The sequence below is a fragment of the Pseudomonas fluorescens genome (assembly GCF_012974785.1).
Taxonomy (GTDB): Bacteria; Pseudomonadota; Gammaproteobacteria; order Pseudomonadales; family Pseudomonadaceae; genus Aquipseudomonas; species Aquipseudomonas fluorescens_BT.
Genome location: NZ_CP027561.1, coordinates 5,343,349 through 5,362,007 on the forward strand (window position 1 = coordinate 5,343,349; position 18,659 = coordinate 5,362,007).

Annotated in this window: 13 protein-coding genes; 12 read left to right on the plus strand and 1 reads right to left on the minus strand. The window is 60.6% G+C overall.

Features of this window, described 5'->3' with window-relative positions:
* Window positions 1-46: 46 nt before the first annotated feature.
* The 12 genes from C6Y56_RS24315 (at window position 47) to C6Y56_RS24370 (ending at window position 17,840) form a co-directional block, all read left to right on the plus strand.
* Complete coding sequence (locus C6Y56_RS24315; protein ID WP_003176118.1) at window positions 47-223, plus strand: hypothetical protein; 177 nt, start codon at window positions 47-49, stop codon at window positions 221-223.
* Window positions 207-3,161 carry a sensor histidine kinase gene (locus C6Y56_RS24320; protein ID WP_169431946.1) on the plus strand — a complete coding sequence of 985 codons (2,955 nt, stop codon included), beginning with the start codon at window positions 207-209 and terminating at the stop codon, window positions 3,159-3,161. The genes C6Y56_RS24315 and C6Y56_RS24320 overlap by 17 nt, the downstream gene beginning before the upstream one ends.
* Window positions 3,162-3,183: 22 nt before the next feature.
* Window positions 3,184-4,620: a sigma-54-dependent transcriptional regulator gene (locus tag C6Y56_RS24325; RefSeq protein WP_169431947.1), complete on the plus strand. Its 1,437-nt coding sequence runs from the start codon at window positions 3,184-3,186 to the stop codon at window positions 4,618-4,620.
* A gap of 734 nt (window positions 4,621-5,354) precedes the next feature.
* The gene (locus C6Y56_RS24330; RefSeq protein ID WP_169431948.1) at window positions 5,355-6,755 is read left to right on the plus strand and encodes a polynucleotide adenylyltransferase PcnB; all 1,401 of its coding nucleotides are present in this window, start codon (window positions 5,355-5,357) and stop codon (window positions 6,753-6,755) included.
* A 3-nt stretch (window positions 6,756-6,758) separates the two neighbouring features.
* On the plus strand, window positions 6,759-7,244 hold the full coding sequence (gene folK / locus C6Y56_RS24335; RefSeq protein ID WP_169431949.1) for a 2-amino-4-hydroxy-6-hydroxymethyldihydropteridine diphosphokinase: 486 nt from the start codon (window positions 6,759-6,761) through the stop codon (window positions 7,242-7,244).
* Window positions 7,245-7,553: 309 nt separating this feature from the next.
* Complete coding sequence (panB, locus tag C6Y56_RS24340) at window positions 7,554-8,354, plus strand: 3-methyl-2-oxobutanoate hydroxymethyltransferase (RefSeq protein ID WP_169431950.1); 801 nt, start codon at window positions 7,554-7,556, stop codon at window positions 8,352-8,354.
* Entirely contained in the window at window positions 8,351-9,211 is an 861-nt protein-coding gene (gene panC, locus C6Y56_RS24345) for a pantoate--beta-alanine ligase (protein WP_169431951.1), read from the plus strand. Before panB ends, panC begins: the two co-directional genes overlap by 4 nt.
* Window positions 9,212-9,626: 415 nt before the next feature.
* Window positions 9,627-11,291 (plus strand): glucose-6-phosphate isomerase, encoded by a 1,665-nt coding sequence (gene pgi / locus C6Y56_RS24350; RefSeq protein ID WP_085612637.1) that lies wholly within the window; start codon window positions 9,627-9,629, stop codon window positions 11,289-11,291.
* A 114-nt stretch (window positions 11,292-11,405) separates the two neighbouring features.
* On the plus strand, window positions 11,406-13,343 hold the full coding sequence (acs, locus tag C6Y56_RS24355) for an acetate--CoA ligase (RefSeq protein ID WP_169431952.1): 1,938 nt from the start codon (window positions 11,406-11,408) through the stop codon (window positions 13,341-13,343).
* Between the two features lie 100 nt (window positions 13,344-13,443).
* The gene (locus C6Y56_RS24360; protein WP_169431953.1) at window positions 13,444-14,460 is read left to right on the plus strand and encodes a class I SAM-dependent rRNA methyltransferase; all 1,017 of its coding nucleotides are present in this window, start codon (window positions 13,444-13,446) and stop codon (window positions 14,458-14,460) included.
* Between the two features lie 132 nt (window positions 14,461-14,592).
* A complete protein-coding gene (locus C6Y56_RS24365; RefSeq protein WP_169431954.1) occupies window positions 14,593-17,544 on the plus strand; it encodes a DUF748 domain-containing protein in 2,952 nt (983 codons plus the stop codon).
* Window positions 17,544-17,840 carry a DUF2845 domain-containing protein gene (locus tag C6Y56_RS24370; RefSeq protein WP_169431955.1) on the plus strand — a complete coding sequence of 99 codons (297 nt, stop codon included), beginning with the start codon at window positions 17,544-17,546 and terminating at the stop codon, window positions 17,838-17,840. The genes C6Y56_RS24365 and C6Y56_RS24370 overlap by 1 nt, the downstream gene beginning before the upstream one ends.
* A 165-nt stretch (window positions 17,841-18,005) precedes the next feature.
* On the opposite strand, the gene C6Y56_RS24375 is transcribed toward C6Y56_RS24370, so the two are convergent.
* Complete coding sequence (locus C6Y56_RS24375) at window positions 18,006-18,362, minus strand: BON domain-containing protein (protein WP_065261581.1); 357 nt, start codon at window positions 18,360-18,362, stop codon at window positions 18,006-18,008.
* Window positions 18,363-18,659 lie beyond the last annotated feature (297 nt).

An 18,659-nucleotide genomic window follows, 5' to 3' on the forward strand; every position in this document is an offset into this window, starting at 1 on the left:
CATCGCCGCACGTTTTCGGGCACGCGCATAAAAAAGAGAGGCCGGGATGTACATCTATCGCTTGGTCCTGCTTCTGGTCGTGGGGATCTACCTGTTTTCTCCCGCCATCATGGATTGGTGGATCGACGCTACGGGCGCCTGGTATCGCCCTTATCTGCTCTGGCTGATCCTGATTGTCGTGACCTTCATCCTGCAGAGCCAAAAAGATGCCGATGAGCTTTAGCCTGACCCAGATGCTGCTGATCAGCGCCGCCTACCTGGCCGCGTTGTTCGGCGTGGCCTGGATCAGTGAACGGGGCATGATCCCGCGGGCGATCATTCGCCATCCGTTGACCTACACCCTGTCGCTGGGGGTTTACGCCAGTGCGTGGGCGTTCTACGGCACGGTGGGTCTGGCTTATCAGTATGGCTACGGCTTTCTGTCCAGCTATCTCGGGGTGTCCGGCGCGTTCCTGCTGGCGCCGGTGCTGCTGTATCCGATCCTCAAGATCACCCGCACCTATCAGCTGTCGTCGCTGGCGGACCTGTTCGCCTTCCGCTTTCGCAGCACCTGGGCCGGTGCGCTGACCACGATTTTCATGCTGATCGGCGTCCTGCCATTGCTGGCCCTGCAGATTCAGGCCGTAGCCGATTCCATCGGCATCCTCACCGGCGAACCGGTGCAGAATCGCGTAGCCCTGGCATTCTGTGCGCTGATCATCCTGTTCACGATTTTCTTCGGCTCCCGTCACATCGCCACCCGTGAAAAGCACGAAGGGCTGGTCTTCGCGATTGCCTTCGAATCGGTGATCAAACTGGTGGCCCTCGGCGGCGTGGGCCTCTACGCGCTGTACGGCGTATTCGACGGCCCGCAACAGCTCGAACTGTGGCTGCTGCAGAACCAGACCGCCCTCGCCGCCCTGCACACCCCGTTGCAGGAAGGCCCGTGGCGCACGTTGCTGCTGGTGTTTTTCGCCTCGGCGATCGTGATGCCGCACATGTATCACATGACCTTCACCGAAAACCTCAACCCGCGCTCGCTGGTCAGCGCGAGCTGGGGTCTGCCGCTGTTCCTGCTGTTGATGAGCCTGGCCGTGCCGCTGATTCTCTGGGCCGGCCTGAAGCTCGGCGCCACCACCAATCCGGAATACTTCACCCTCGGCATCGGCATCGCCGCCAACAGCAAATCGCTGGCCCTTCTGGCGTATGTCGGCGGCCTGTCGGCGGCCAGCGGCCTGATCATTGTCACCACATTGGCGCTGTCGGGCATGGCCCTGAACCACCTGGTGCTGCCGCTCTATCAGCCACCGGCCGAGGGCAATATCTATCGCTGGCTGAAATGGACCCGCCGGGCGCTGATCGTCGCGATCATCATGGCCGGCTTCTGCTTCTACCTGATGCTGGGCGCCGAGCAGGATCTGGCCAACCTCGGCATCGTCGCTTTCGTAGCCACCCTGCAGTTTCTGCCCGGTGTGCTGTCGGTGCTGTACTGGCCGACCGCCAATCGTCGCGGCTTTATCGCCGGTCTGCTGGCGGGGATCGTGGTGTGGGTCGTGACCATGCTGCTGCCGCTGGTCGGCAATCTGCAGGGTTTCTATATTCCGCTGCTGAACATGATCTATGTGCTGGACGACACCAGCTGGCACATGGCGGCCATCGCCTCGCTGGCGGCCAACGTGTTGATGTTCACGCTGATTTCGCTGTTCACCAATGCCAGCCCGGAAGAAGCCAGCGCTGCCGAAGCCTGCGCTGTGGATAACGTGCGCCGTCCGCAACGCCGCGAACTGCACGCCGCCTCGCCCCAGGAATTCGCCACGCAACTGGCCAAGCCGCTGGGCGCCAAGGCTGCACAGAAGGAAGTCGAGCAGGCCCTGCGCGACCTTTATCTGCCTTTCGATGAACGCCGCCCTTATGCCTTGCGCCGCTTGCGTGACCGGATCGAAGCCAACCTCTCCGGCCTGATGGGCCCGAGCGTAGCCCAGGACATGGTGGAAACCTTCCTGCCGTACAAGGCCGGCGGCGAAAACTACGTCACCGAAGACATCCACTTCATCGAAAGCCGCCTCGAGGATTACCACTCGCGCCTCACCGGCCTGGCTGCCGAACTCGATGCCCTGCGCCGCTACCACCGCCAGACCTTGCAGGAACTGCCGATGGGCGTCTGCTCGCTGGCCAAGGATCAGGAGATCCTGATGTGGAACAAGGCCATGGAAGAGCTGACCGGGATTGCCGCGCAACGGGTCGTCGGCTCGCGCCTGAGTACCATTGCCAATCCGTGGAAAGAATTGCTGCAAGGTTTCATCAACCTGCCCGACGAACATTTGCACAAGCAGCATCTGGCGCTCGACGGCCAGACCCGCTGGCTGAACCTGCACAAAGCGGCCATCGACGAGCCGTTGGCACCGGGTAACAGCGGCCTCGTGCTGTTGGTGGAAGACCTGACTGAAACCCAGATGCTCGAAGACAAACTGGTGCACTCCGAACGCCTGGCCAGCATCGGTCGTCTCGCGGCCGGCGTGGCGCATGAAATCGGCAACCCGATCACCGGCATTGCCTGTCTTGCGCAAAATCTTCGGGAAGAACGCGAAGAAGACGGCGAACTGACGGAAATCAGCGGCCAGATCCTCGAGCAGACCAAACGCGTGTCACGCATCGTGCAGTCGTTGATGAGCTTCGCCCATGCCGGCAGCCATCAGCACAGCGACGAGCCCGTCTGTCTGGCGGAAGTGGCTCAGGACGCCATCGGTCTGCTGGCGTTGAACCGGCGCAACTTCGAAGTCCAGTTCTACAACCTGTGCGACCCGGATCACTGGGTTGAAGGCGACCCGCAACGTCTCGCCCAGGTGCTGATCAATCTGCTCTCCAACGCCCGTGACGCCTCGCCTGCCGGCAGTGCGGTGCGGGTCAAGAGCGAGGCCGGCGAACACACGGTCGATCTGATCGTCGAGGACGAAGGCAGCGGTATTCCAGCGAGCATCATGGACCGATTGTTCGAACCCTTCTTCACCACCAAGGATCCTGGCGAAGGCACCGGTCTGGGCCTTGCACTGGTCTATTCCATCGTTGAAGAGCATTATGGACAAATCACCATCGACAGCCCGGCTGATGTTCAGAGCCAGCGCGGCACCCGTATCCGGGTGACTTTGCCGCGCCATGTCGAAGCGACGTCCGCTGTGAACTGAGACCGTCGAGAGTATCGAATCAATGCCGCACATTTTGATCGTCGAAGACGAAACCATTATCCGCTCCGCCTTGCGCCGCCTGCTGGAACGCAACCAGTACCAGGTCAGCGAAGCCGGTTCAGTGCAGGAAGCACAAGAACGCTTCAGTATTCCCACATTCGATCTGATCGTCAGCGACCTGCGTCTGCCGGGTGCTCCGGGCACCGAGCTGATCAAGCTCGGCCAGGGCACGCCGGTGCTGATCATGACCAGCTACGCCAGCCTGCGCTCGGCGGTCGACTCGATGAAGATGGGTGCGGTGGATTACATCGCCAAGCCTTTCGACCACGATGAAATGCTTCAGGCTGTCGCGCGGATCCTGCGTGATCGCCAGTCGGCGCCTGCCGCCGGTGAAGCAGCGCCTTCCAAATCGGCCAACGGCAACGGCAAATCCGCCATCGACAACAGCAATGGCGAGATCGGCATCATCGGCTCCTGCCCGCCGATGCAGGACCTTTACGGCAAGATCCGTAAAGTCGCCCCGACCGATTCCAATGTGCTGATCCAGGGCGAGTCCGGCACCGGTAAAGAGCTGGTGGCCCGCGCCCTGCACAACCTGTCGAAACGCGCCAAGGCACCGATGATCTCGGTGAACTGCGCCGCCATTCCGGAAAGCCTGATCGAGTCCGAACTGTTCGGTCACGAGAAAGGCGCGTTCACCGGAGCCAGCGCCGGTCGCGCCGGTCTGGTGGAAGCGGCGGACGGAGGCACGCTGTTCCTCGACGAGATTGGCGAACTGCCTCTGGAAGCTCAGGCCCGCCTGTTGCGCGTACTGCAGGAAGGCGAAATTCGCCGGGTTGGCTCGGTGCAGTCGCAGAAGGTCGATGTCCGGTTGATCGCTGCAACCCACCGGGACCTCAAGAGCCTGGCGAAAATCGGCCAGTTCCGTGAGGACTTGTACTACCGCCTCCACGTGATCGCGTTGAAACTGCCAGCCCTGCGCGAGCGCGGCGCCGACGTCAACGAAATCGCCAATGCGTTCCTCGCTCGCCAGAGCGCGCGCATCAACCGCACCGACCTGAAATTTGCCGCCGATGCCGAACAGGCGATCCGGCACTATTCCTGGCCGGGCAACGTGCGGGAACTGGAAAACGCCGTCGAGCGCGCCGTGATTCTGAGTGAAAGCCCGGAAATCTCCGCCGACCTGTTGGGCATCGACATCGAGCTGGGGGATCTGGAGGACGACGAGTTCATCGGTCTGCCGGCGCAACCGGCCGGTAACGCCAGCAACAGCAGTCACGAGCCGACCGAAGATCTGTCGCTGGAAGATTACTTTCAGCATTTCGTGCTCGAGCATCAGGACCACATGACCGAGACTGAACTGGCGCGCAAACTGGGCGTCAGCCGCAAATGCCTGTGGGAACGCCGTCAGCGTCTGGGCATTCCACGGCGCAAGACCGGGGTCGCCAGCGAGAGCTGAACGTTACCTGTCGAGTGTGCGGGTAACGGGTGAGGATGTGAAAAAACTGTTACCTCAGTCTTTTCACGTAACAGAAGCCGGGGTTATCGGTAACGAAACCCCGGCTTTTTTTCGCCACGAGAAAACGGCTATATCGACCTAACCCCTTGTTTTATTGGGCTTCGCAAAAGTTGGCACGGCCCCTGCTATATCTTTGGTACAAGAACAATAACAAGCAATGCACAAGACAATAAAAATAAGACGAATCGACTCACGCACAATAAAAACAAGACGGCGAGAGGCGCAGCTAACTGATTCTTTTGGAGAGGCGTTGTATTTGGGGCTTGCCCCACGACCAGGCCGAGAACAACAAAAACTGTCCTAAGACAGAGCCTGTACTGGTTGGATCGAGAGATCACTGCAATTCAGCGACCAAAGCAATCCGTTTGCTCTTGGCTCCCGATTGGGAGGGTCATGAAGGAAAAGCTTCATGGCGAGGGCACTCAACAAAAACAAGAAGCCCGAATCAATAATAAAAAGAGCACGCAACTACTTCTTGGGGAGCTTCGGCTCCCCTTGTAGTTTCTCCTTTCCGGGAAATTCTCCCTTTCTGGCGCATCTCCACCCCTCTAGCCTGCGGCCTGCAGCGCAAAACGGCAGCGTCCTACACCATCCCTCGACTAAATGCTAGAATCCCGGCCCATCATGCGGTCATTCTCTGGTATGGCCGAACATTCCTTCAAACAGTGCATCCCATGCTGAAGAAGCTGTTCCAGTCATTCCGAACTCCCCTGCGTCGTACGCAACACATCCGTAGCACGCCTGAAGTCCTCAACAGCGGCCAACATTCGCTGCAAAAGGCGCAATTCAGCCGATACGCGGTCAACATCGTCGAACGTCTGCAGGGCGCCGGCTACCAGGCCTATCTGGTTGGCGGCTGCGTGCGAGACATGCTGCTGGGCATCACGCCCAAAGACTTTGACGTTGCCACCAGCGCCACCCCCGAGCAGGTCCGCGCCGAATTCCGCAATGCGCGGATCATCGGCCGCCGCTTCAAGCTGGTACACATCCATTTCGGTCGTGAAATCATCGAGGTCGCGACCTTCCGCGCCAATCACCCGCAAAACGAAGACGACGAAGACAGCAACCAGTCTTCGCGCAACGAGAGCGGGCGCATTCTGCGCGACAACGTCTACGGCACACTGGAAGAAGACGCGCAGCGCCGCGACTTCACCATCAACGCCCTGTATTACGACCCGGTCAGCGAGCGCATTCTCGATTACGCCAACGGCGTGCACGACATCCGCAATCACCTGATCCGCCTGATCGGCGACCCGAAACAGCGCTACCAGGAAGACCCGGTACGGATGCTGCGGGCCGTGCGTTTCGCCGCCAAGCTCAACTTCGGCATCGAAAAGCACACCGTGCAGCCGATCCGCGAACTGGCGCCGATGCTGCGCGAGATTCCGTCGGCCCGGCTGTTCGAGGAAGTGCTCAAGCTGTTCCTCTCCGGGCATGGCGCCATCACCTTCGAGATGCTGGTCGACCTGCAGTTGTTCGCGCCGTTGTTCCCGGCCAGCGCCGATGCGCTGGAATACAACCCGGAATATACCCACACGCTGATCAGCGAAGCACTGACCAACACTGACCTGCGGATCAAGCAGAACAAACCGGTGACCCCGGCGTTCCTGTTCGCCGCGTTGCTGTGGCCAGCCCTGCCGGCCCGCGTGTTGCGTCTGCAGGAACGTGGCATGCCGCCGATTCCGGCGATGCAGGAAGCTGCCCACGAGTTGATCGCCGAACAGTGCCAGCGCATTGCGATTCCAAAACGCTTCACCATGCCGATCCGCGAGATCTGGGACATGCAGGAACGTCTGCCACGCCGCAGCGGCAAACGCGCCGACCTGTTGCTGGACAATCCGCGCTTCCGCGCCGGCTATGACTTCCTGCTGTTGCGTGAAAGCGCCGGTGAGCAGACCGATGGCCTGGGCGAATGGTGGACCGACTATCAGGACGCCAACGACAGCGAGCGCCGCGACATGATCCGCGATCTCAGCGGCAAGGAAGACGGCGCCAGCGGTGCGCCACGCAAGCGTCGCCGCAGCGGCGGTTCCAAGCGCAAGCGCGCCGGCGCACCGAGCGCCACGGGCGAATAAGGCATGGAACGCATCTACATCGGCATGGGCAGCAACCTGGCTGACCCGGCCGAACAACTGCGCAGTGCGGTCGACTCACTGGGGCAACTGCCGGATACGGTCCTGGCTGGCGTGTCTGCCTTTTACCAGAGCGACTCGCTGCTGCCGGGCCAGCCGCGTTATACCAACGCGGTCGCAGCGCTCGACAGCACACTCGCTCCGCTGCAACTGCTCGATGCCTTGCAAGCCATCGAAAACGGTCAGGGTCGCGAACGTCTGGAGCGCTGGGGTCCTCGCACGCTGGATCTGGACATCCTGCTGTTCGGTGACCGCCTGATCGATGAGCCGCGCCTGAAAGTCCCGCATTACCACATGCAGGAGCGTGCATTCGTCCTGTATCCCCTGGCCGAACTGGCCCCCGAAGATCTGCGCCTTGCCGATGGCCGCACCCTTGCCGATCTTCTCGCAGCCTGCCCGTTCGTCGGCCTCGAACGCCTTCCCCACCCCTGACATCTATCCCACATCGACTTATCCAAATCCCGGTTTTTGTCGGACAAAAACTACGAAGATCAGGCCCGCCGGCCCGCTGAATCGCATCAGTAACGCCGGTAACACTCCCGTCGTAACAATGCGGTAACACATGCAATTGACTTCCTGAGGCCTCATCACGACTATAGGCGTCCCGCTGCCGCCAACCCGGCATACAAGGGCGCAATCCAGGCCTTATAAGCACGACAAAAGAGCGTGCGCCTGAATAGATGACGAATCACGCGCGTTACTCGCAGTAGTTTCCAAAGCGCCTGAACGAGGATTTCTTACATGCCAGCCATCACTCTGACCACGCTCCAGAGCCTCAAGCAGAAAGGTGAAAAGATCACCATGCTGACCTGCTATGACGCGACCTTCGCCCACGCCTGCAACGAGGCTGGTGTTGAAGTGCTGCTGGTGGGCGACTCCCTCGGCATGGTCCTGCAAGGTCACGACAGCACCCTGCCGGTGACCATTGCGGAAATGGCCTACCACACCGCCTGCGTCAAGCGCGGCAACACCGACGCCCTGATCCTGGCCGACCTGCCGTTCATGGCCAACGCGACCCTCGAGCAAACCATGACCAACAGCGCCATGCTGATGCAGGCCGGCGCGCACATGGTCAAGGTCGAAGGTGCGCTGTGGCTGGCGGATTCGATCCGCCTGCTGGCCGAACGCGGCGTACCGGTCTGCGCCCACATGGGCCTGACCCCGCAAGCCGTGAACATTCTCGGTGGCTATAAAGTGCAGGGGCGCAACGAGAACCAGGCACGCCAGATGCGTGCCGACGCGATCTCCCTGGAGCAGGCCGGCGCGGCGATGCTGCTGCTCGAATGCGTGCCAAGCGAACTGGCTGCCGAAATCAGCCAGGCGGTGAAAATCCCGGTGATCGGCATCGGCGCCGGCACCGACACCGACGGTCAGGTACTGGTCCTGCACGACATGCTCGGCCTGTCGATCAGTGGCCGCGTGCCAAAGTTCGTGAAGAACTTCATGCAGGGTCAGGACAGCATCCAGTCCGCACTGAAGGCTTATGTGAACGAAGTCAAAGCCACCACTTTCCCTGGGATAGAACACGGATTCTCTGCATGAACACCGTCAAAACCGTACGTGAACTGCGCGCCGCCGTGGCTCGCGCCCGGAGTGAGGGCAAGCGCATCGGCTTCGTCCCGACCATGGGCAACCTGCACAGCGGCCACATCGCATTGATCACCAAGGCCAAACAGCGTGTGGATTTCGTGGTCGCGAGCATTTTCGTCAACCCGCTGCAGTTCGGCGCCGGCGAAGACCTCGACAAATACCCGCGTACGCTGGCCGCGGATCAGGAAAAACTGCTGGAAGCCGGTTGCTCCCTGTTGTTCGCCCCGACAGTCGAAGAAATGTACCCCGATGGCATGGCCGGTCAGACCCGGGTCAGCGTGCCACAGCTTTCCGAAGGCCTGTGCGGCGCCAGCCGTCCGGGACACTTCGAAGGCGTGGCGACCGTGGTCAGCAAGCTGTTCAACATGGTCCAGCCGGACCTGGCGATCTTCGGTCAGAAAGACTTCCAGCAACTGGCGGTGATCCGCGCGCTGGTGCATGACCTGAACATGCCGATCCAGATCATCGGCGAGCCAACCGTACGTGCTGCCGACGGTCTGGCGCTGTCGTCGCGCAACGGCTTTCTCAGCGAAGAACAGCGTGCCGTGGCACCGGTGGTCTACCGCACCCTGTGCGCCATTGCCGACTCGATCAAGCAAGGCGAGCGCGATTTCCCGGCGTTGATCCAGGCTCAGCGGCAACAGCTGGAAGTGGCCGGTCTGCGGCCGGACTACCTGGAAATCCGCCACGCCGTGACCCTGCGTCCGGCGACGGCAGAAGATCGTGATCTGGTGATTCTGGTGGCTGCGTTCCTCGGCACCACCCGATTGATCGACAACCTGCACCTGAATCTCGATACCCCCGCGTAAACACCGCCATCCCCCTGTGGGAGCCTGCCTGCAGGCGAAAGCGATCCATCGGTCAGAAATGATGCTGACTGCCGGGCCGTAATCGCCAGCAGACTGGCTCCCACATCGCTTTGTATCACCTGCGGCGTGTATTGCTGCCTACCTGCCCATCGGGCAAACTGCCCGCCGTTCTACTCGCGCGATGAGCAGGGACTTGCTTGCATTACCCGCCGTCTGTCGGCCTCTCCTGTTATCGATGTTAAAAAAGTACAGGTAACAGGTCAGAAGAAGCCAAGACAGATCGCAGCGCTGGGTTTACTGTATTCGCCCTGCGCCAAAGTAATCGTGTCGACGCAGTTGCCCCCTCGCCCAAACATGGCGGGGAGGTCTTTTCAGTGTTCAAAAGGCCGTTCAAGTAAAAAGGAAAACCGCAGCGATGGCGTACTACCGCACTCCTCATGACGTTACCGCTCTGCCTGCCTGGCAAGCGTTGAAAGATCACCGCCAAGCCATGCAGGATTTCAGCATGCGCGAAGCCTTCAACGCCGATCCGCAGCGCTTCAATCAGTTCACTCTCAGCAGCTGCGGACTGTTTCTCGACTATTCGAAGAATCTGATCAACGCCGAGACCCGCAACCTGCTGGTGGGTCTGGCCAATGAAGTCGATCTCAAGGGCGCGATCAAGGCCCTGTTCGACGGCGAAATCGTCAACTCCTCCGAAGGCCGCCCGGCGCTGCACACCGCCCTGCGTCGCCCGGTCGGCGACAAGCTGTCGGTCAACGGCGTCAACGTGATGCCTGAAGTACACAAGGTGCTGAACCAGATCACCGATCTCGTGGGCCGCATCCACGACGGTCTGTGGCGTGGTTACACCGAGAAGCCGATCACCGACGTGGTGAACATCGGCATCGGTGGCTCGTTCCTTGGCCCCGAGCTGGTCTCCGAGGCCCTGCTGTCCTACGCCCAGAAAGGCGTACGTTGCCATTACCTGGCGAACATCGACGGCAGCGAATTCCACGAGCTGACGCAAAAACTGCGCGCCGAGACCACGCTGTTCATCGTTTCGTCGAAGTCGTTCAACACCCTCGAAACCCTGAAAAATGCCCAGGCCGCTCGCGCCTGGTACCTGGCCCAGGGTGGTTCGGAGGCCGAACTGTATCGCCACTTCATCGCCGTCTCGAGCAACAACGCGGCAGCCGTGGCCTTCGGTATCCGTGAAGAGAACATCTTCCCGATGTGGGACTGGGTCGGCGGTCGTTATTCGCTGTGGTCGGCCATCGGCCTGCCAATCGCCCTGGCCATCGGCATGTCCAACTTCAAGGAACTGCTGTCCGGTGCCTACACCATGGACCAGCACTTCCAGAGCGCGCCGTTCGAACAGAACATGCCGGTGCTGCTGGCCCTGCTCGGCGTGTGGTACGGCAACTTCTGGGGCGCGCAAAGCCACGCGATCCTGCCGTACGACCACTACCTGCGTAACATCACCAAGCACTTGCAACAGCTGGACATGGAATCCAACGGCAAGAGCGTGCGCCAGGACGGCACCGCAGTGTCGACCGATACCGGCCCGGTGATCTGGGGCGGCGTCGGCTGCAACGGTCAGCACGCTTACCACCAGCTGCTGCACCAGGGCACCCAACTGATCCCGGCCGACTTCATCGTGCCAATCGTCAGCTTCAACCCGGTCTCCGACCACCACCAGTGGCTGTACGCCAACTGCCTGTCGCAGAGCCAGGCGCTGATGCTCGGCAAGACCCTGCCGGAAGCCGAAGCGGAACTGCGCGACAAGGGCATGAGCGAAGACCAGGTGCAGAAACTGGCACCGCACAAGGTGATCCCGGGCAATCGTCCGAGCAACACCCTGGTGGTCGAGCGCATCAGCCCGCGTCGTCTCGGCGCACTGGTGGCGATGTACGAACACAAAGTCTTCGTGCAAAGCGTGGTCTGGGGCATCAACGCCTTCGACCAGTGGGGCGTGGAACTGGGCAAGGAACTGGGCAAGGGCGTCTACAACCGTCTGGTCGGCAGCGAAGAAACCGCCGCTGAAGACGCGTCCACCCAAGGCCTGATCAACTACTTCCGCGGCCGTCACCGCGGCTGATCCAGCCCTGAACACACCCCCTCTCCATGAGGGGGTGTTTGTTTACAGGTATTGAACCCTCCCCGCTCTCGGCGCATCTTTATCCTTGTCGCACAACAAGAATAAGGAACCGTCATGTTCGATATCAGCACGTTCCCCAAAGCCGATGCCGTCCGCCGGGCAGCCCAGTTGAGTCAGGACGACTACCAGCGCCTGTACCGCGAATCCATTGAACACCCCAGCACCTTCTGGGCCGAACAGGCCACCCGCTTCCTCGACTGGAGCACACCGTGGCAGACCGTCCAGCGCTATGACCTGAAGACCGGCCAAGCCGCCTGGTTTGCCGGTGGCAAGCTGAACGTCAGCTACAACTGCATCGACCGTCATCTGGAAAAGCGTGGCGATCAGACCGCCATCCTCTGGGAAGGCGACGATCCCGCCGAATCCACGCAAATCACCTACAGCAAACTCCATCACCACGTCTGCCGCCTGGCCAACGTGCTGAAAAGCCGTGGCGTGAAGAAAGGCGACCGGGTGTGCATCTACATGCCGATGATTCCCGAAGCGGCCTACGCCATGCTGGCCTGCGCGCGGATCGGTGCGATTCACTCGGTGGTGTTTGGCGGTTTTTCACCGGACTCGTTACGCGACCGCATTCTCGACGCCGACTGCCGCACCGTGATCACCGCCGATGAAGGCGTGCGCGGTGGCAAATTCGTGCCGTTGAAACACAATGTCGACAAGGCCCTGCAGAGTTGCCCGAATGTCGGCACCGTCGTGGTGGTCGAGCGCACACAGAACAAAGTCAACTGGGTCGAAGGTCGCGACCTCTGGTATCACCAGGCCGTGCGTGACGTCAGCGACGATTGTCCGCCGGAACCGATGGACGCCGAAGATCCGCTGTTCATCCTCTACACCTCCGGCAGTACCGGCAAACCCAAGGGCGTGCTGCACACCACCGGCGGTTACCTGTTGCAGGCGGCGATGACCTTCAAGTACGTGCTCGACTACCGCGACGGCGAAGTGTTCTGGTGCACCGCCGACGTCGGCTGGGTCACCGGCCACAGTTACATCGTCTATGGCCCGCTGGCCAACGGCGCGACCACCCTGATCTTCGAAGGTGTGCCGAGTTACCCGAGCACTTCGCGGTTCTGGCAGGTGATCGACAAGCACAAGGTCAACATCTTCTACACCGCTCCGACCGCGCTGCGCGCACTGATGCGCGAAGGTGCCGGTCCGTTGCAGGAAACGTCGCGGCAAAGCCTCAGATTGCTCGGCAGTGTCGGTGAGCCGATCAACCCGGAAGCGTGGGAATGGTATTTCAACGTGGTCGGCGAACAGCGCTGCCCGATCGTCGATACGTGGTGGCAGACCGAGACCGGCGGCATCATGCTCAGCCCGCTGGTCAGCGCCCAGCGAATCAAACCGGGCTGCGCCACCCAGCCGATGTTCGGCGTGCAACCGGTGCTGCTCGACGAGCACGGCAAGGAAATCAAGGGGGCCGGCAGCGGCGTGCTGGCGATCAAGTCGAGCTGGCCGGCGCAGATCCGCAGCGTCTACGGCGATCCGCAGCGCATGGTCGACACCTACTTCAAGCCCTACCCCGGCTACTACTTCACCGGCGACGGCGCCCGCCGCGACGAGGACGGCGACTACTGGATCACCGGGCGCATCGACGACGTGATCAATGTCTCCGGTCATCGCATCGGCACCGCCGAGGTCGAAAGCGCGCTGGTGCTGCACGACAGCATCGCCGAAGCCGCCGTGGTCGGTTATCCCCACGACGTCAAAGGCCAGGGGATTTATGCGTTCGTCACACCCATGAACGGCACCGAACCCAACGACGAACTGAAGAAAGAACTGCTGGCCCACGTCAGCAAGGAGATTGGCAGCTTCGCCAAACCGGACCTGATCCAGTGGGCCCCGGCCCTGCCGAAAACCCGCTCGGGCAAGATCATGCGGCGGATCCTGCGCAAGATCGCCTGCAACGAACTCGACAGTCTCGGCGATACCTCGACCCTGGCGGATCCGAGTGTGGTGCAGGGCTTGATCGATAAACGCTTGAACCAGTAAGCGCAGCGGCAAGCGGCGAGCCTCAAGCTTGAAGCTCGCCGCTTGCAGCCGAGTTGCTGCTAAACTCCCGCGCCCCGATTCCCTCCAGCAAGGCGCAAGCATGTCTTCCCTGAATCAGGCGCTGCGCGCCGCCCTCGATCAACGCCAGGATCTGCTCGCCGAGCTGCACAGCCAGGGCACGGATTGCTATCGCCTGTTCCATGGCAGCCAGGAAGGTGCCGGCGGCCTGACCGTCGACCGCTATGGCCCGCAACTGATGGTGCAGAGTTTCCACCAGACGCTGGAACTCACCGACCTGCTGCAACTGCACGCCACGGTGAATGAAACGCTGGGCTTGCAAACCTTGCTGGTCTACAACGACCGCTCCCGTGGCAACTCGCGCATCGACCGCGAAGACAGCGTCTACCGCGCCGAAGATGCAGCACTGGTTGATCTGGTCGGCCACGAATGGGGCCTGAACTACCGCGTGCGCGGACGCCATGCCGGGCAGGATCCGCTGCTGTTCCTCGACCTGCGCAACACCCGCGGCTGGGTCAAGGATCACGCCAGGGGCAAAAGCGTGCTCAACCTGTTCGCCTACACCTGTGGCGTCGGCCTCAGCGCGGCTGCCGGCGGTGCCCGCGAGGTATGCAATCTGGATTTCGCCGAAGGCAACCTGGCCGTCGGACGCGAGAACGGCTTGCTCAATCCGCAACTGCCGACCATGGAATTCATTCAGTCCGACTACTTCCCGGCGATCCGTCAGTTGGCCGGGCTGCCGATCAGTCAGCGTCGCGGGCAGAAACTGCCGAGCTATCAACGCCTCGAACAGCGCCAGTACGATCTGGTATTGCTCGATCCACCCGCGTGGGCCAAGAGCGCGTTCGGCACTGTCGACCTGCTTCGCGATTATCAGAGCCTGCTCAAGCCAGCCCTGCTGACCACCGCCGAAAACGGCGTGCTGATCTGCTGCAACAACCTGGCAAAAGTCAGCATGGACGACTGGCGCGAACAGGTACTGCGTTGTGCCGAGAAGGCCGGGCGACCGGTGCGCGAGTGGAGCGTAATGAGCCCGGGCCGGGACTTCCCCTCACTGGACGGCAAACCGCCGCTCAAGACCCTGATTCTCCAGCTCTGACTCCCCCCCGGCAGGAGCCCCCTTCGGCAGCGCCTACAGACATTGCAGAAAAATCTGAATAATCCTGTCGCGCGCGATGTACTTCGGAACCGGAATCGCGTGCCATACTCCAAGGCACTCCGATTCAGACAGATGAAGCCGCACATGCCCAAAGGATTGATTCGCGCGATTGGCGCCCTGTTGACCGCTCTGGCCCTCTACAGCCTGCTGGGGTTTCTGATTCTGCCGGGCATTGCGCTGCGCATAGCCAACCAGCAACTGGCCAACCATGCAACGCTGCCTGCGCACCTCCAGCGTATCGAACTCAATCCGTTCAGCCTCGAAGTCACGCTTTGGGGCCTGGTCATCGGCGAACCGGGCAAGGAGCAGGTCGGTTTCGAGCGCCTGTACGCCAACCTGCAACTCGACAGTCTGTGGACAAAAGCCCTGCACCTGTCCGACATCGAACTCGACAAACCCAAGACCGAAGTCCTGTTCGCCAAGGACGGCAAGCTCAATCTGCTCGGTCTGTTCAAACTGCCGGCCAGCGAACCGACGCCGGCCGATCCGAATGCCAAGCCTTTTCCACTGCGCATCGACCGGATCAAACTAGCCGGCGGCAACGTGCATTTCCAGGATGCACGCCCGAGCGAGCCGATCGAATTCGTCTACGACAAGCTCGACTTCGAACTGAAAAATCTCAGCACCCTGCCCGACGACAACGCCGACATGACCCTGGTCGCCATCGGCCCGTCCGGTGGGCAGATCGACTGGAAAGGCAACTTCAGCCTGATCCCGATCGCCTCACAAGGAACGCTCAAGGTCACCGATGGCCAGATGAAAGCCTTCTGGCCCTACGTTCGCGACGCCGTACCGCTGGCGCTGGAAAACGGTGTGGTCAGCCTCAGTACCGACTACAAGCTCAACCTGTCCAAGGAAACCGAACTGCTGCTGAGCAACGTCTCGGTCAGCGTCGCGCCGTTTGCGATCAAGACCCCGGACGGACGTCCGCTGGCAAGACTCGACCGCCTCGACGTCAGCGAAACCACGGTGGACCTGGCCAAACAGCAAGTAGTGGTCGGCAAGATCCGCAGCCAGAAACTCGAAACCTGGGCCGCCCTTGAAGCGGACGGGCAACTGGACTGGCAGAAACTGTTCGCCAGTCAGCCGTCCAAACCGGCTGCCAAGGCTGCGGCGGAACCCAAGAGCACACCGGCGGCCGCCGATTCACCGAAAGCCGAACCGACCGCCCCCGGCAAGCCATGGCAAGTGCTGCTCAAGGACGTGCAACTGCGTGACTACAAAGTGCATCTGGCCGACCGCTCGGCGAAACCCGAAGTCACGCTGGACGTCACGCCGCTGAATGTCGACCTGCAGAATTTCGACAGTCTCAACGGCTCGCCCTTCAACCTCAAGCTCGATGCCGGCCTGGGCAAACAAGGCAAGATCAACGCCGACGGCGTGGTCAACCTGGCGCCGGTCACCGCCCAGCTCAACGTAAAAACCCAGGACATCGACCTGCGCGTCGCCCAGTCCTACATCAACTCGTTCATTCGTCTTGAACTGCGCAGCGGCATGCTCGGCAGCGACCTGAAAGTGAACCTGAAAAGCACCGAGCCGCTGGCATTCAGCGTCACCGGCCGCGCCCAGGTCGACCAACTGCACACTCTAGATACCCTGAAGACCCGCGACTTCCTCAAGTGGCAGCAAGTGGTGGTCGAAGGCCTGAACTATCAACATGGCGACAGCCTGTCGATCGACAGGATCAACCTGTTCCAGCCCTATGCGCGTTTCATGATCAACGATGACCGCACCACCAACATCGATGATTTGCTGATCCCGCAACCTGCCGATTCCGGGGCGAAAACGGCAGCGGCCAAACCAGCCAACAACTCGAAACCGCTGGGCATTCACATCGGTGGTATCGCGATCAATGACGGCTCGGCCAACTTTGCCGACTTCAGTCTGACCCCGAACTTCGCCACGGCAATCCAGCAACTCAACGGCCAGATCGGCACCATCGACAGTCGTCAGGCGAAACCGGCCAGCGTTGACGTCAAGGGCAAGGTCGACCGCTATGCGCCGGTGACGATCAAAGGCGCGGTCAACCCGTTCGACCCCATGGCCAGCCTTGATATCGCCACCAGTTTCAAACGGGTCGAACTGACCACCCTGACCCCCTACTCCGGCAAGTTCGCCGGTTACCGGATCCGCAAGGGCCGGCTCAATCTCGACCTGCACTACCTGATCACCAAGGGCCAGCTCAAGGCCGAGAACAAAGTAGTGGTCGAGCAACTGCAACTGGGCGAGAAAGTCGACAGCCCGGATGCCGTGAGCCTGCCGCTGAAACTGGCGATTGCACTGCTCAAGGATGTGGACGGCAAGATTTCCATCGAGCTGCCGGTCACCGGCGACCTCAACAACCCGCAATTCAGCGTGATGCCGATTATCTGGCAGACCCTGCGCAACCTGATCGTCAAGGCGGCGGCCGCGCCGTTCAAGTTGATTGGCGGACTGGTCAGCGGTGGCGGTTCAGAAGATCTGGGTACCGTGTCCTTCGCGCCAGGCTCCAGTGAACTGAACAAGGATGCCGAAGCGGCGCTGGTCAAATTGTCCCAGGCCTTGAAAGAGCGCCCGGCCCTGCGCCTGGAAATCGAAGGCACCGCAGCACAAAGCAGCGACGGCCCACTGATCGCCGAGCAACGTCTGGAACGCGAATACCAGTACAACTACTACAAGATGCTCCAGCGCCGTGGCGACAAAGTGCCGGCTCAGGCTTCGCTGATTCAGGTGCCGGATAACGAAAAAGGCCCGCTGCTCGAAGGCATCTACCGCACCCGTCTGAAAACCCAGCCACCAGCCGAATGGAAGGATCTGGGCAAGGAAGAACGCACGGCGAAAATGCGTGCCGACGTGATCAAGTTCTGGAGTAGCAGCGACGTGCTGTTGCGCCAGCTCGGTCAGGAACGAGCCAGCAGCATCAAGGATTATCTGGTGGACAAGGGCCAGTTGGCCGATGACCGCGTGTACTTCATCGACGCCAATCTTGGCGAAGCGCAAAGCGACGGCCGCGTGGTGACGCAAATGCATCTGGACGCCGAGTGATGAACAATCAATGGCTGGCTGCAATGGCGTTGGCGCTTGTCGCCAGCCAGGCTTCGGCATCCGATACCCTGCGCTGCGGCAGCCAGTTGGTGAGCCTCGGCGACCGCGCCAGCGAAGTGTTGCAAAAGTGCGGCGAGCCGATCAGTCGCGATGTGCTGGGCTACAAGCGCAGCGCCAATCGCCGTGAAGAGTTTCAGGTCGAGGAGTGGACCTACGGCCCGAGCAATGGCATGTACCAATACCTGCGCTTCGAGGGCAATCGCCTGCGGCAGATCAACAGCAAGCGCGGTAACTGACTCCACCACTTTCCTATCCCTGAAATAGAACAGGCCCCGACACGAATGCCGGGGCCTGTAATGGCCACAATCCGTGTGGCCGTTCGCATGAACTCTAAAGTGCGGCAGACGTATTGCTCGGCCCGCCTGTCGCGTCTTCTCCCGGTCCAGGCGAGAAGTCTTGCCTTACTCGGCTTTCAGGCCGTCAGCGGAGACCGCTTTCACACCTTTGATTTTCTTGGTGATGTCTACGGCCATTTTTTTCTGTGCTTCTGTCACTGCAACAGTGGAGGACAGAGACACGACGCCTTTGTTGGTTTCTACTTTGATGTCAGTGCCTGGAATGCCTTTTTCAGTGACCAGGTCGCTTTTGACTTTGGTGGTGATCCAGGTGTCGGAAGTAGCTTCTTTGGCCTTGGTCATTTCACCGGCAGCCAGAGTCATTGGAGCCTGGGTCGCCTGGGTGGATTGTGCGAATGCGCCGGTGGCCATGGTCAGGGTCAGCGCGGTAGCAGCAGCGGCAGTGATAGCGAACTTCTTCATACGAGTAACTCCTGTTTTTCTGGAAAGTCTGCTGGGTGTCTTGTCAGCAGGGTTACTGGAAGTATTGCGAACGCTGTGCCAACTTTTGAAAATACAATAAACTCTTATAAATCAATAATTTAGTGAAATTAAAAATTTTCGGAATCATGCAAATTGCATGACCCTTGAATTATCTACATGCAAGTTGCGGTTTTTGGGAAAGTTCCTAACACGCTGAAAAGATTGAAGCTTTTTTGTGAAGCACCGCAAAAGAAAATGCCCCGCAAAGCGGGGCATTTGATGAGCAGAGGTCAAGCA